This window comes from Rhodoferax sp. (genome assembly GCF_030646845.1).
Lineage (GTDB): Bacteria > Pseudomonadota > Gammaproteobacteria > Burkholderiales > Burkholderiaceae_C > Rhodoferax.
Map to the genome: position 1 here is coordinate 80195 of NZ_JAUSLE010000031.1, position 12703 is coordinate 92897.

The window sequence follows — 12703 nt, forward strand, 5'->3', positions numbered from 1 at the left end:
AGCCATGGAACTCACCCCGCGCGTTCGGCCGGCATTTCCGGCCGCACGAGCTAATTGATCAAAGCATTGAGTGAAACGAAATGGAACTTTCTCCTCGTGAAAAAGACAAGCTGCTGATTTTCACTGCTGGTTTGCTGGCCGAGCGCCGCAAGGCCCGCGGACTCAAGCTCAACTACCCCGAGGCGCTGGCCCTGATCAGTGCGGCCGTGATGGAAGGCGCGCGCGACGGCAAGACCGTGGCGCAACTCATGAGCGAAGGCCGCACCCTCCTGACCCGGGCGGACGTGATGGACGGCATTGCCGAGATGATTCCCGACATTCAGGTGGAAGCCACCTTCCCCGATGGCACCAAACTGGTCACCGTGCACCAGCCGATCCTATGAACAACCCCCGGATTGCCCACTGCGTGTGGCCGCTTTCCCCCTTGCAGGGGGCAACAGGGGTGGCCCGGCTGAGCCGGTTCCACGGTGTTTCTGGCACAGACACTTCATTTTCCGCCGATCATTTTTTGGAGTCACCATGCGAAGCCAATTTCTAAATGCTATTGTTTTGCTAGCTACATACGCAATATCTACGAGGGCTAGCACCGCATTTGCCCACGATGGTCATGGCCTGGCGGGCTCGCACTGGCATACCACCGACGTGTGGGGCTTTGTGGCGCTGGGCGGCATGATTGCGCTAGCCATCTGGTTGTCGCGCGGCGGCAAGTGAGGCGACCATGACGCCCGGCGAAATCATCACCGACGGCCCTGATCTCGCGCTCAACCCCGGCCGGCGCACCGTCACGCTGGTGGTGCAGAACACGGCAGACCGCCCGATCCAGGTCGGTTCCCACTACCACTTTGCCGAGACCAATGGCGCGCTCGGGTTCGACCGGGCTGCCGCGCGGGGCATGCGCCTGAACATTGCGTCCGGCTCGGCCGTGCGCTTCGAGCCGGGGCAGCAGCGCACGGTGGAACTGGTGGACTACGCCGGTGCCAGAGTGGTGTTTGGTTTTCGCGGACTCACCCAGGGGGCTCTCTGATGGCAACGATTGGACGACGCGCCTACGCCGAGATTTTTGGCCCCACGGTCGGCGACCGGGTGCGGCTGGCTGACACTGATCTGCTGATCGAGGTGGAGCGGGACCTCACGCTGGGCGCCGGAGGTTACGGCGAGGAAGTCAAGTTCGGCGGCGGCAAGACCATTCGCGACGGCATGGCGCAATCGCAGCGCACACGCGCTGAAGGCGCGGTGGACTGCGTCATGACCAACGCCCTCATCCTCGACCACTGGGGCATCGTCAAGGCTGACATCGGCCTGAAGCGCGGGCGCATCGTGGCCATCGGCAAGGCTGGCAACCCGGACGTGCAGCCGGGCGTCGACATCGTCATCGGCCCCGGCACCGAGGTCATCAGCTGCGAGGGCAACATCGTCACCGCCGGCGGCATCGACTCGCACATTCACTTCATCTGCCCGCAGCAGATTGAAGAAGCACTGGCCTCGGGCGTGACGACCATGATGGGTGGCGGCACAGGCCCGGCCACCGGCACCTTTGCCACCACTTGCACACCAGGACCGTGGAACATCGAACGCATGCTGCAGGCGGCCGACGCCTTCCCGATGAACCTGGGCTTTCTGGGCAAGGGCAATGCCTCATTGCCGGCGGCGCTGCACGAGCAGGTCAACGCCGGCGTCATCGGCCTCACGCTGCACGAGGACTGGGGCACCACGCCGGCCGCCATCAGCAACTGCCTGGACGTGGCCGAAGAGACGGATGTGCAGGTGGCGATTCACTCCGACACGCTCAATGAGAGCGGCTTTGTCGAGAACACCATCGCCGCCACCAAGGGGCGTGGCCTGTGCGCCTTCCATACGGAGGGCGCCGGCGGCGGCCATGCGCCCGACATCCTGCGCGTGGTGGGCGAGAGCAATTTTCTGCCCTCCTCCACCAACCCCACCATGCCCTATACGGTCAACACGCTGGACGAGCACGTGGACATGCTGATGGTGTGCCACCACCTGGACCCGGCGATTGCCGAGGACCTGGCCTTTGCCGAGAGCCGCATCCGCAAGGAAACCATCGCCGCTGAAGACGTGTTGCACGACCTGGGCGCCATCAGCATGATGTCCAGCGACAGCCAGGCCATGGGCCGTGTCGGCGAAGTCATCCTGCGCACCTGGCAGACGGCGCACAAGATGAAGGGACAGCGCGGAAAACTAGCTGAAGACAACACACGCAACGACAACTTTCGCGCCAAACGTTATGTCGCCAAGTACACCATCAACCCGGCCATTGCCCACGGCATCAGCCATGAGGTGGGCAGCATCGAAGTTGGCAAATGGGCTGATCTGGTGGTGTGGAAACCGGCGTTCTTTGGTGTCAAGCCGGCCCTGATTCTGAAGGGCGGTTTCATCGCCATGGCCGCGATGGGCGACCCCAATGCGTCCATCCCGACGCCGCAGCCGGTGCACTACCGCCCCATGTTTGGCGCCTATGGCGGGGCGCTGGCGCGGGGCTCGCTGACCTTTGTGTCGCAGGCGGGGCTGAATGCCGGCATCAAGGAACGCTTTGGTCTGGCAAAGACTGTGAGCGCCGTCAAGAACATCCGGGGCGTGCGCAAACAGCACATGGTGCACAACAGCTACCTGCCTAAAATGGAAATTGACGCCCAGACTTACACAGTGCGCGCCGATGGCCAGTTGCTGACCTGCGAGCCCGCCGTCAGTCTGCCCATGACGCAACGCTACTTCTTGTTCTGATGCTCCAAACTTCCAAACTCATGCCCCAAGGCGCCGGCCTGGCCCCGGTGCTGCTCAAACGCGCCGCCACCGTGGAACTGGATTGGGACGTGCGCCAGAAAAGCCGCTTTGATGCCAGCGACTCGCAAGGCCGTCAACTCGGAATCTTCCTGCCGCGCGGTACCTTGGTGCGTGGCGGCGATGTGCTGGTGGCCGAAGACGGCTCGCTGATCCGGGTCATTGCAGCACCGCAGCCCGTGCTGGTGATCACCGCCTGCACCCAGCACGGCCGCCCGTTCGACCTGACGCGCGCCGCCTATCACCTGGGTAACCGCCATGTGCCGATCGAACTCAAGCCCGACCATCTGAAAATCGAGCCCGACCATGTGCTGGCCGACATGCTGCGGGCCATGCATTTGACGGTGCGCGAGGCGACCGAAGCATTTGAGCCGGAAGGTGGTGCCTATTCGGTCACCGGCCACAGCCACGCCGCCGGCGAGCACGGGCATGACCATGCCCATGCAGCGCCAAAGCCCAACCCCGCCACCATCACGATTGCAGCGGCAGTGCCCCACGTTCACGGGCCGGGTTGCAGTCACGACCACGGGCACAAGCACTGATGCGCCGCCCCGGCACGACCCAACGCAGCAGCCTGTATGCCGGCATTCGTCGGCGCCGGGAAGCCCCTGCCGCACGCAGCGGCACCAGCCTGATGCAACTGATGTGGCTGGCCTCACCCGCCCTGCCCATCGGCGGCTTCTCCTACTCGGAATGCCTTGAAGCTGCCGTCGATACTGCGCGGGTGGCTACAGAATCAGGAGCAAAAGAATGGCTACTGGATCAACTTCACTTGAGCCTGGCGCGCGGCGACCTGGCCGTGGTGGCCAAGGCCGTGCCCGCCTGGCAGCGTAACGATCTGCCCCGCATCACCGAGCTCAACGCCTGGGTGCTGCAAACCCGCGAAAGCAGCGAGTTGCGGGCGCAGGCCGAGCAAATGGGCCGCTCCCTGCTGGAGTGGCTGCGCAACCACACCACCGCCCGGACAGAACAAATCGAGGCGCTGGCCGCACTGCAGCCGACCTACCCAGTGGCGTTCGCGCTGGCCGCCAGTGCCTGCCAGGCCCCGTTGCGCGATTGCCTGCTGACCTACACCTTCGGCTGGGCCGAGAACATGGTGCAGGCGGCTATCAAGTCGGTCCCGCTGGGCCAGAGCGCGGGGCAGCGCATTCTCTCGGCCTTGACGGCGGAGATCCCTGCCGCCGTGGACCACGCCATCTCGTTGGCGGACTGCGAGCGCCAGGCGTTTTCTCCCATGCTGGCGATCCTGAGCGCCCAGCATGAAGTCCAATACTCACGCCTGTTCAGATCCTGAAAGTCGAACCCCATGTCCGCACTGCACCACATCGCCCATCGCACCAAGACACTCCCGCCGCTGCGCGTCGGCATCGGCGGCCCCGTCGGCTCCGGCAAGACCACGCTGCTGGAAATGCTGTGCAAGGGCATGCGCGACAAATATGACCTGGTCGCCATCACCAATGACATCTATACCAAGGAAGACCAGCGCCTGCTGACCGAAAGCGGCGCGCTGCCCGCCGAGCGCATCATGGGCGTGGAAACCGGCGGCTGCCCGCACACCGCCATCCGGGAGGATGCCTCCATCAACCTGGAGGCCATCGACCGCATGCTGGTGGACTTTCCCGATGCCGACATCGTGTTTGTGGAGAGCGGTGGCGACAACCTGGCCGCCACCTTCAGCCCCGAGCTGAGCGACCTGACGATCTACGTGATCGACGTGGCGGCCGGCGAAAAGATCCCGCGCAAGGGCGGCCCCGGCATCACCAAGAGCGACCTGTTCGTCATCAACAAGACTGACCTTGCCCCGCATGTGGGCGCCGACCTGAACGTGATGGCGGCCGATACCACCCGCATGCGCACCACCCCCAAAGGACTCAAGCCCTTTGTGATGACCAATTTGAAGACCAATACGGGACTCGCCGACGTGATTGCCTTCATCGAAACCAAAGGCATGCTGCGAGCCAGTTAGAATATGAGGCTCGGAAGCGTGGCAGAGTGGTCGATTGCACCGGTCTTGAAAACCGGCAACGGGAAACCGTTCGTGAGTTCGAATCTCACCGCTTCCGCCAATTGGCCTGGAGTTCCTCCAACGGGCCATGACTCCACCGGCCCCGTGCCTCAGCTCCCCAAAACTGGGGATACCGAATAAAATCCCACGCTTAAAATGATTTTGTCTTGGCGCCCGATCCTGCAGGATCGGCTTGAAAAAAGCAGGTCATCGTGAATTGAAAGTGGGGGATCTCATGGTCAAGGAAACTTCTCAAAAACCGCCTGCAGAGCCTAAATCGCCGACCGTTCATCCCTATTCGGTCAACGATCCGATCCCCGTCCCGGAGGCGGTCGAGTCTGATTCCGACACCGCGTGGGATTTGTGGGAAGACTCTCTATCACCGCAAAACAGAACGCCTGAGACCGGTTTTGAAAACACCGTACCCGCCGAACTGCCAGCCGTGCCTTCCGCCAAATCGCCCAAACGCCGCCTTTAGCCCCAGAGATCGAGCGGCGGGTCCGTCACCACCGCACGCAGGATGTCGGACCGCGAGACAAAACCGGTCACCAGCCCCTGCTCGTCAACCACCGGAAGACCTGGCAGACCCGTTTCCAGCAGCACACGGGCCACCCGCCGGATATCGGTAGCCGGTGAAACGCTGGGCATCGGCGTCCACATGATGTCCACGACGCTTTGCGCCAGCAGGGCCCGCCAGACCAGCACATTGCTGTCTGGCCTGGGCAGCCGCTCGGGGCGCAGCAAATCAGCGCGAGACAGCAAACCAACCAGCGTCCCCGCCCCGTTCACCACAGGGGCCTGCCCAACACCCTGCAGGAAGAGGATTTGCCAGGCCTCCAGCACCGTTGCGGTATCCGGTACGGTGATCACCGTACGGCTCATCAGGGCATCCACCTGACTCAGGGGATGGCGCGCCAGCATGGGCTTCTGGGTCTGGGCGTAGGCCGCCAGTGCGCTGCGATGCGCCTCGTCGCTGGGGACGGGTTGCGCCACGCCGGTCAATAGGCCCGATGCAGCGTCTCGCCCATCGCGGCCGACCGCATCGACTGGATTGGTGCGGGCAACAGAAGCTACCGCGCCTATTTGACGCAGGCCCTCCAGCGAGCCACGAAACACCTGCCCTGATATGCCATACACCGAGAACATGGTTCAGCCCTTCCGTCGTTCGATCCGACTATAGCGCGGCAACGCCAACACGCCGGAGAAACCTTAGCGGTCCGACGGCAGGAACAGCGCCTGCAGGTCATTCAGGAAGTCAAATCCACGCACACTGGGTTTGACGCGGGCAAAGTCGCGCTCGATCAGGCCCTTGCGTTCGGCCTCTTCCAGCCCCTTTTGAATGGCGCTGAGGGGCAAGCCGGTACGCTCACAGAACTGCTGCAAGTCAAAGCCATCTTTCAAGCGCAAGGCATTCAGCATGAATTCAAACGGCAGGTCTGCGCGGCTGACTTCCGTGTCCTGCGCCAGGCAATGGCCGGCCAGTGCTTTTTCCATATACAGGCGGGGCTCACGAAAACGCACCTGACGCACCACCCGGTGGGCGAAGCTGAGCTTGCTGTGGGCGCCGGCGCCCAGCCCCAGGTAGTCGCCAAACTGCCAGTAATTGAGATTGTGAAAACAGCGGTGGCCATGGCGCGCATAGGCTGACACTTCGTAGCGCTGCAGCCCGGCTTCCCCCGTCATGTCGGTGATGAGATCCAGCATGTCGTACGCCGTATCGTCTTCCGGGATCACCGGTGGATATTTGGCGAAATACGTGTTGGGCTCGATGGTGAGGTGATAGATCGAGATATGCGGCGGCGCCAGCGCCAGGGCGGTCGCCATGTCCTGTTTGAGATCGGCCAGCGTCTGGCCGGGTAGCGCGTACATGATGTCCAGATTGAAGGTGTCGAAAGACTGCGCCGCCTCCTCTACCGCGGCCAGCGCCTGGGCCCGGTCGTGTACCCGCCCCAGGGTTTTCAAAAAGTCATCGTTGAAGCTCTGCACGCCCACCGACAGTCGGGTGACGCCAGCAGACCGGAAGACCCGGAAACGGTCCTTCTCGAACGTACCCGGATTGGCCTCCAGCGTAATCTCGCAGTCGGGCTCCAGCCGGAGGCGGGCGCGAATGCCGCCCAGCAAGCGGTCAATGGCCTCGGGCGAAAACAGGCTGGGCGTCCCGCCGCCAATAAAAATACTGTGCACTGCGCGGCCCCAGACCAGCGGCAGCGCGGCTTCCAGGTCGGCCATCAAGGCATCCAGGTAGCGCTGCTCGGGCATTTCCGCCACGCGCATTTCGTGCGAGTTGAAGTCGCAATACGGGCACTTTTTGATGCACCAGGGCAGATGCACGTAGAGCGAGAGCGGCGGCAAGGCCGCCAACTGCAAGGTGCCCGGGCGCATGTAGTGCTGAATATCGTGGGCGACCGATGTCTCGGCCGTCACTGGCTGAATGGGGATCATGGTGAGTGCAACTGCTTTGTTCCGTTTCTAATTCGATGCGAGATTAGGCGTACCGCTGCAGACAGCACTTCAGTGCGGCAAAGCGGGGCAACGACATATCGCATTGAAGAAGAAATGGAATTACAGCCAGCGCTCGCGCATCAGCTCTACCATGGCCCGCGCCGCCCGCCCGCGATGGCTGTTGGCGTTCTTAACCTCCACTGGCAACTGGGCAAACGTCTTGCCGAACTCTGGGATGTACATCACCGGGTCAAAGCCAAAGCCGTTGTTGCCCATCGGGGCGCGGGCGATCTCGCCTACAACGCGCCCCACGGCAATCAGGGGCTCGGGATCCTGGGGTGAGCGGACCGCCACCAGGGTGCTCACCAGGGCGGCCCGGCGATTGTCGAGATCGCGCATTTGCTCCAGCAGGGCGCGCACATTGTTGTCGTCGCCTTTTTCATAGCCAAAGCGGGTGGCGTAATACGCCGTATCCACACCCGGCAGGCCACCAAAGGCATCGACGCACAAACCGGCATCGTCTGCCAGCGCGGGCAGGCCGCTGTGCTCTGCGGCGTGGCGGGCTTTGGCGAGCGCATTCTCCACAAAGGTGTGAAACGGCTCAGCCGCTTCCGGAATGCCCAGGTCACCTTGCTGTATTAACTCAAACCCCAGCGGCGCCAACATGGCGCGAAGCTCTGCCAGCTTGCCCTTGTTGTTGGAGGCCAGAACAATTTTCATTAAATAAGGCCAGAGCCCTCGTAGAATATGCCTATGAAGCTATTAATTTGATAGCGAATGTTTCTGCAGTGCGACCAGGTCACTGATGCCTTTTTCGGCCAGCGCCAGCAAGGCATCCATCTCCTGGCGCGAGAACGCCGCGCCCTCGGCAGTGCCCTGCACTTCCACGAAGTGACCGGCCCCGGTCATCACCACATTCATGTCGGTATCGCAGGCCGAGTCTTCGGTGTACTCCAGGTCCAGCAAGGGCGTGCCCTGCACCATGCCGACCGAGATCGCCGCCACGTGGTCGCGAATGGGAGATGTCTGGAGTTTGCCCTGCGCGATTAACTGGTTCACCGCATCCTGTGCCGCGACAAAAGCACCGGTGATGGCCGCAGTGCGGGTGCCGCCGTCAGCCTGCAGCACATCACAGTCCAGGTGAATCGTGCGCTCACCCAGCTTGGTGAGGTCAAACACGGCCCGCATGGAGCGACCGATGAGGCGCTGAATTTCCTGGGTGCGTCCGCTTTGCTTGCCGCGCGCGGCCTCGCGGTCGCTGCGGGTATGCGTGGCACGCGGCAGCATGCCGTATTCGGCGGTGACCCAGCCCTCGCCACTGCCTTTTTTGTGCCCCGGCACTTTTTCCTCAACCGATGCCGTGCACAGAACCTTGGTGGCGCCAAATTCGATCAGGACGGACCCTTCGGCATGGATGGTGTACGCGCGCGTGATGCGCACAGGCCGAAGCTCGTTTGCAGCGCGCGCGCCGCTTCTGACAAATTCACTCATGCTTTTTTTGCTGCCGACCGGCGGATGGCTTCGTTGATTTCGGCGATTGACCGCTCAATGGCGTCGTCGTCCAGATCCTCCAGCTCGGAGTCCAGCCAGCCAGCCTGAACGGTGGAAGCAAAGACGCCTTCGCTGATGGTATCGGTTGAAATGCTCCCGCGGGTTGACTCAAACCCGTCAGGCGTTTCCCACTCCAGCGCAATGCACGTGACGTTGTCGCTGCTGTCACCGGCCTTGCGGAGCGCTTTTTCCACCAGATCAGGAACGGCTTCACTCACCGGTTTGTGGCCCAAATGGTAGGCAATATCCACATCGCTCAAACTGCCCCACAGCCCATCCGAGCACAGCATGAGCTTGTCACCCTGTTGCAATGCAACCGGCCCGGTAATGTCAAACACCGGCTTGGTCGGGGAGCCCAGACAGGTAAACAGAATATTGCGGTTGATGCGCTCCGGCATTTTCATGGCCGCCGGAGAACCCTGGCGCTGTTCAAGAAATGAATGATCCCGCGTGCGCGCCAACAACTCACCCTGGCGCACCAGATAAAGTCTCGAGTCACCGCAATGAAGCCAGGTGACCGCCCCTGCCTGCACCACGGCTGCAACCAGCGTGGTCCGGGGCGTGTCCAGCATGCCCTTTTCGATCGCATAACGGAGAATCTGGCGATGAGCCGCCATCACTGCGGACGCCAGAAATGCGGCAACGTCAGGCAATTGCGGTTTGGCCTCTTTTTGAAACATCGCAGAGATCGCCTGCAAGGCCAACTGGGCTGCCACCTCACCTTGCGGATGACCGCCCATGCCATCCGTGAGCAGGAAAATGCCGGATCCGCGGGTGTAGCAATACCCCATGCGGTCCTCGTTTTTTTCCCGCCCGCCCTTACGACTTACCTGAAAAACAGAGAACTTCATTTGGGTTTTCCGCCAACCGCCGTCGCTTTCTGGACATTCTTCTTGGTGTCCGACACCATGGTGTCGAACTGCAGACGAACCTTTTCGCTGACACTGAGCTTGGTATAGCGGCGTTCGCCTTCCCGGCTCAGCTCTTTTTGCAGGGCGAACACCGACTGCGGTCGGGACAGCGGGTCAAGCGACATGCACCACTCCACCACCTCGATCAGGTTGTCCGAGTACACGCCTCGCAAACGCGTCAGTGCGGTGGTTATGCGGTCCTTCTCAAGACGCTGTGGCGCCTCGTTCGGCGGATAACCCTGCATACAGGCATAAATGCAGGCGCCGATGGCGTAAATGTCAGTCCAGGGCCCCATCGCGGCGTCGCGCCGGTACATTTCCGGCGCGGCAAAACCGGGGGTATACATCGGACGGATGAAATTGCCTTCTTTGCTCAGGACTTCACGGGCCGCACCAAAGTCAATCAGCACCGATTTATTGTCATCCGTGATGAAGATGTTGGCGGGCTTGATGTCCAGATGCAGCATCTTGTGCTGGTGGACAATGCGCAGACCACGCAGGATTTCGTCGAACAGGGACCGGATCGTCGATTCCCGGAACACTTTCGCCTTCTTGAGATCCCGCGCTGTGATGATGAAATCCTGCAGGCACGCACCCTCCAGATAATTCATCACCATATAAACGGTTTCGTTCTCCCGGAAGAAGTTCATCACACTCACCACCGAGGGGTGTGAAATCTGGGCGAGCGAGCGCCCCTCTTCAAAGAAACTCTTCAGGCCCAACCGGTACAAAGACAGCTTTTCCGGCTGAACTTTGGGCAGCAATTCGCCTGGCGCACGCGATGCCAGTGATGACGGCAAGTACTCCTTGACGGCGACCTGCTGGCCCTCTGGATCGACCGCCAGATACACCACGCCAAATCCGCCAGCGGCCACTTTTCGGACAACACGGTACCCACCTATCATGGTGTCGGGTGGTAACGGTGCGGGTTTGACCTTTGACATAATTTTTGATGAACCCCGATCTCGCCTGCCTGAACCGGGTTATTCTCAGGCACATTCCATTGATCAAAGAGTCGAGATGCCAGTTTACAGCATGACCGGCTATGCCAGTGCCCAGCACAGCACAGCCAATTCCAGTCCCGAGCCCGAGTCCAAAAATTCGCCTCCCAGCCATCTCGGCCTGGAAATCCGGTCTGTCAACAGCCGCTTCCTGGACCTGTCATTTCGACTGCCCGAGGAACTCCGGCAATACGAGCCGGCGCTGCGGGAACTCGTGGTCGGCCGGCTCAAACGGGGCAAGGTCGAAGTGCGCGCTGCCATTGAAACGAGTTCCCAGGGCGCCGTGGTCGATCCGACGCCCCGACTGCTGCAGCGGCTCAATGCAGTACAGGACAGCGTCAAAGCCTGGCTGCCAGATGCCCGGCCATTGAGCGTGGCAGATGTCATCCGCCTTTCCTCCAGCGAACAGACCTCCACCCGCGACTGGCGCGAGGACATTCTTCCGCTTGCCGAGAAAGCGCTGCAAGCACTGCTGTCCGCGCGCGAGCGTGAGGGCGCCCGGCTGGCGACCATGCTGCTGGAACGAATCGGGCAGCTTCGCGCCCTGGCCGGCCAGGCCGTGCCCCTGGTGCCCCAATTGGTGGCACAGCAGCGCCAGCGCTTCCTGGACCGCTGGATGGAGGCCATGGCCCTGACTGAAGGCGCGGCCTTGCCGGAGGCGGCGCAGGATCGGGCGCTTACAGAAGCCACTGCATTTGCCATTCGCATTGACGTCGCCGAAGAAATCACCCGCCTGAACTCCCACCTGGATGAACTGGAGAGACTGATCAACAAGGGTGGCGAGCTCGGGAAACGACTCGATTTCCTGATCCAGGAACTGCACCGGGAAGCGAACACCATGGGCTCAAAATCCGCGGCGCTGGAACTGACCCATATCTCGGTGGACATGAAGGTGCTGATCGAGCAAATGCGCGAGCAGGTGCAGAACATAGAATAAAGCGACTCTGTCAATCGCCCTCGAAAGCCGCTTCCCGTATGGACTACCCCGGAAATTTGTTTGTCGTTGCAGCCCCGAGCGGGGCTGGAAAATCAAGTCTGGTCAAGGCTCTGCTTGAGCTTGACTCACATGTCCAACCTTCGGTTTCACACACCACGCGTGCGCCCAGAGGACAGGAAAAACACGGACGCGAGTACTTCTTTGTATCCGAACCTGAATTTGACGCCATGATTCAGGCGAATGCCTTTGTGGAATGGGCCAATGTGCATGACCATCGCTACGGCACCTCCAAGAGAGCCATCGAGGAGCGGATGTCGCAGGGCGCCGATGTCATTCTTGAGATCGATTTCCAGGGCGCGGTCCAGATCAAGAAGATTTTTGCCAATGCCATCAGTATCTTCATCTTGCCGCCAAGCTGGGAAGAATTGCGCGCCCGACTGGAACGCCGTGGGGAAGACTCACCCGACGTCATCGAGTTGAGGCTCAAAAACGCCGCAGTTGAAGTCGCGCAGGTCAACAAATTCGACTTCGTTATAATCAACGAGTTGTTTGATCGGGCGCTTTTTGACCTGAAGGCGATCGTTCACTCCCAGCGACTCAAGTTCTCGGCGCAACGTCGCGCCAGGGCTGAAACGTTCAAAGCACTGAACATCCCCTAGTGCATTTCCCTGGTCTTTCGGAGAATTTCATGGCCCGTATTACCGTCGAAGACTGCCTTTTGCAGATCCCCAATCGCTTCCAACTGGTGTTGGCCGCAACCTACCGCGCGCGCATGCTGAGCCAGGGCCACGCGCCCAAAGTGGAGAGCAAAAACAAGCCCGCCGTCACCGCCCTGCGCGAGATCGCAGCTGGCAAGATCGGCCTGGAAATGCTGAAAAAAGTGCCTCTCTAAGACTTTTCCACATCCTCTGAAAAGCACCGTTCGCGGTGCTTTTTTGTTGTTGGCCGGCAGACTGGCATCCGCACGGCTATATTCAAGGGGTGGGTACTGTAGTCAAATCATCCTCCAGCAAGGCCCCGGCCTCCGGTGCAGATCGTCAAGCGACGACAACGCCGA

At 61.3% G+C, this 12703-nt stretch carries 17 protein-coding genes and 1 tRNA gene; 12 read left to right on the forward strand and 6 right to left on the reverse strand.

What is annotated here, in order from left to right; all coding sequences use genetic code 11:
- Nucleotides 1-80: 80 nt before the first annotated feature.
- The 9 genes from ureA to Q7T10_RS08540 all read left to right on the forward strand — a co-directional run bounded on the left by ureA (nt 81) and on the right by Q7T10_RS08540 (nt 5282).
- Nucleotides 81-383, forward strand: a complete 303-nt coding sequence (ureA, locus tag Q7T10_RS08500; RefSeq protein ID WP_304747467.1) for an urease subunit gamma — start codon at nt 81-83, stop codon at nt 381-383.
- 136 nt (nt 384-519) lie between these two features.
- Complete coding sequence (locus Q7T10_RS08505) at nt 520-711, forward strand: hypothetical protein (protein WP_304747468.1); 192 nt, start codon at nt 520-522, stop codon at nt 709-711.
- Between the two features lie 7 nt (nt 712-718).
- The gene (locus tag Q7T10_RS08510) at nt 719-1024 is read left to right on the forward strand and encodes an urease subunit beta (protein WP_304747469.1); all 306 of its coding nucleotides are present in this window, start codon (nt 719-721) and stop codon (nt 1022-1024) included.
- Nucleotides 1024-2742, forward strand: coding sequence for an urease subunit alpha (gene ureC, locus Q7T10_RS08515; RefSeq protein WP_304747470.1), 1719 nt, complete (start codon nt 1024-1026; stop codon nt 2740-2742). Before Q7T10_RS08510 ends, ureC begins: the two co-directional genes overlap by 1 nt.
- The gene (gene ureE, locus Q7T10_RS08520) at nt 2742-3341 is read left to right on the forward strand and encodes an urease accessory protein UreE (protein WP_304747471.1); all 600 of its coding nucleotides are present in this window, start codon (nt 2742-2744) and stop codon (nt 3339-3341) included. Before ureC ends, ureE begins: the two co-directional genes overlap by 1 nt.
- 92 nt (nt 3342-3433) lie before the next feature.
- Complete coding sequence (locus tag Q7T10_RS08525; protein WP_304747494.1) at nt 3434-4093, forward strand: urease accessory protein UreF; 660 nt, start codon at nt 3434-3436, stop codon at nt 4091-4093.
- 12 nt (nt 4094-4105) lie between these two features.
- Complete coding sequence (gene ureG, locus Q7T10_RS08530; RefSeq protein ID WP_304747472.1) at nt 4106-4765, forward strand: urease accessory protein UreG; 660 nt, start codon at nt 4106-4108, stop codon at nt 4763-4765.
- 12 nt (nt 4766-4777) lie between these two features.
- Nucleotides 4778-4865: transfer RNA gene (locus tag Q7T10_RS08535), tRNA-Ser, on the forward strand.
- A 132-nt stretch (nt 4866-4997) separates the two neighbouring features.
- Nucleotides 4998-5282 carry a hypothetical protein gene (locus Q7T10_RS08540; protein WP_304747473.1) on the forward strand — a complete coding sequence of 95 codons (285 nt, stop codon included), beginning with the start codon at nt 4998-5000 and terminating at the stop codon, nt 5280-5282.
- Here the strand turns inward: Q7T10_RS08540 and Q7T10_RS08545 are convergent.
- From Q7T10_RS08545 to Q7T10_RS08570, 6 genes are all read right to left on the reverse strand, one after another.
- The gene (locus Q7T10_RS08545; RefSeq protein ID WP_304747474.1) at nt 5279-5950 is read right to left on the reverse strand and encodes a CBS domain-containing protein; all 672 of its coding nucleotides are present in this window, start codon (nt 5948-5950) and stop codon (nt 5279-5281) included. The genes Q7T10_RS08540 and Q7T10_RS08545 overlap by 4 nt on opposite strands.
- Before the next feature lie 63 nt (nt 5951-6013).
- The gene (gene hemW / locus Q7T10_RS08550; RefSeq protein WP_304747475.1) at nt 6014-7246 is read right to left on the reverse strand and encodes a radical SAM family heme chaperone HemW; all 1233 of its coding nucleotides are present in this window, start codon (nt 7244-7246) and stop codon (nt 6014-6016) included.
- A gap of 120 nt (nt 7247-7366) precedes the next feature.
- On the reverse strand, nt 7367-7966 hold the full coding sequence (gene rdgB, locus Q7T10_RS08555) for an RdgB/HAM1 family non-canonical purine NTP pyrophosphatase (RefSeq protein ID WP_304747476.1): 600 nt from the start codon (nt 7964-7966) through the stop codon (nt 7367-7369).
- Between the two features lie 42 nt (nt 7967-8008).
- The gene (gene rph, locus Q7T10_RS08560; RefSeq protein ID WP_304747477.1) at nt 8009-8737 is read right to left on the reverse strand and encodes a ribonuclease PH; all 729 of its coding nucleotides are present in this window, start codon (nt 8735-8737) and stop codon (nt 8009-8011) included.
- A complete protein-coding gene (locus tag Q7T10_RS08565) occupies nt 8734-9648 on the reverse strand; it encodes a PP2C family serine/threonine-protein phosphatase (RefSeq protein WP_304747478.1) in 915 nt (304 codons plus the stop codon). The genes rph and Q7T10_RS08565 overlap by 4 nt, the downstream gene beginning before the upstream one ends.
- Entirely contained in the window at nt 9645-10652 is a 1008-nt protein-coding gene (locus tag Q7T10_RS08570; protein ID WP_304747479.1) for a serine/threonine-protein kinase, read from the reverse strand. The genes Q7T10_RS08565 and Q7T10_RS08570 overlap by 4 nt, the downstream gene beginning before the upstream one ends.
- Before the next feature lie 76 nt (nt 10653-10728).
- On the opposite strand from Q7T10_RS08570, the gene Q7T10_RS08575 reads away from it, so the two are divergent.
- From Q7T10_RS08575 to rpoZ, 3 genes are read left to right on the forward strand one after another with little or no spacing between them, the layout of a single operon-like run.
- Nucleotides 10729-11646, forward strand: a complete 918-nt coding sequence (locus Q7T10_RS08575; RefSeq protein ID WP_304747480.1) for a YicC/YloC family endoribonuclease — start codon at nt 10729-10731, stop codon at nt 11644-11646.
- Nucleotides 11647-11684: 38 nt separating this feature from the next.
- A complete protein-coding gene (gmk, locus tag Q7T10_RS08580; RefSeq protein WP_304747481.1) occupies nt 11685-12305 on the forward strand; it encodes a guanylate kinase in 621 nt (206 codons plus the stop codon).
- A 29-nt stretch (nt 12306-12334) separates the two neighbouring features.
- A complete protein-coding gene (gene rpoZ, locus Q7T10_RS08585; RefSeq protein ID WP_296444873.1) occupies nt 12335-12538 on the forward strand; it encodes a DNA-directed RNA polymerase subunit omega in 204 nt (67 codons plus the stop codon).
- Nucleotides 12539-12703: the final 165 nt, after the last annotated feature.

Excerpts from the sequence above, each read along its gene's own strand:
- ureA (WP_304747467.1), top strand. The coding sequence starts at position 81 with ATGGAACTTTCTCCTCGTGAAAAAGACAAGCTGCTGATTTTCACTGCT.
- Q7T10_RS08505 (WP_304747468.1), top strand. The coding sequence starts at position 520 with ATGCGAAGCCAATTTCTAAATGCTATTGTTTTGCTAGCTACATACGCA.
- Q7T10_RS08510 (WP_304747469.1), top strand. The coding sequence starts at position 719 with ATGACGCCCGGCGAAATCATCACCGACGGCCCTGATCTCGCGCTCAAC.
- ureC (WP_304747470.1), top strand. The coding sequence starts at position 1,024 with ATGGCAACGATTGGACGACGCGCCTACGCCGAGATTTTTGGCCCCACG.
- ureE (WP_304747471.1), top strand. The coding sequence starts at position 2,742 with ATGCTCCAAACTTCCAAACTCATGCCCCAAGGCGCCGGCCTGGCCCCG.
- Q7T10_RS08525 (WP_304747494.1), top strand. The coding sequence starts at position 3,434 with ATGCAACTGATGTGGCTGGCCTCACCCGCCCTGCCCATCGGCGGCTTC.
- ureG (WP_304747472.1), top strand. The coding sequence starts at position 4,106 with ATGTCCGCACTGCACCACATCGCCCATCGCACCAAGACACTCCCGCCG.
- Q7T10_RS08545 (WP_304747474.1), bottom strand. The coding sequence starts at position 5,950 with ATGTTCTCGGTGTATGGCATATCAGGGCAGGTGTTTCGTGGCTCGCTG.
- hemW (WP_304747475.1), bottom strand. The coding sequence starts at position 7,246 with ATGATCCCCATTCAGCCAGTGACGGCCGAGACATCGGTCGCCCACGAT.
- rdgB (WP_304747476.1), bottom strand. The coding sequence starts at position 7,966 with ATGAAAATTGTTCTGGCCTCCAACAACAAGGGCAAGCTGGCAGAGCTT.
- rph (WP_304747477.1), bottom strand. The coding sequence starts at position 8,737 with ATGAGTGAATTTGTCAGAAGCGGCGCGCGCGCTGCAAACGAGCTTCGG.
- Q7T10_RS08565 (WP_304747478.1), bottom strand. The coding sequence starts at position 9,648 with ATGAAGTTCTCTGTTTTTCAGGTAAGTCGTAAGGGCGGGCGGGAAAAA.
- Q7T10_RS08570 (WP_304747479.1), bottom strand. The coding sequence starts at position 10,652 with ATGTCAAAGGTCAAACCCGCACCGTTACCACCCGACACCATGATAGGT.
- Q7T10_RS08575 (WP_304747480.1), top strand. The coding sequence starts at position 10,729 with ATGCCAGTTTACAGCATGACCGGCTATGCCAGTGCCCAGCACAGCACA.
- gmk (WP_304747481.1), top strand. The coding sequence starts at position 11,685 with ATGGACTACCCCGGAAATTTGTTTGTCGTTGCAGCCCCGAGCGGGGCT.
- rpoZ (WP_296444873.1), top strand. The coding sequence starts at position 12,335 with ATGGCCCGTATTACCGTCGAAGACTGCCTTTTGCAGATCCCCAATCGC.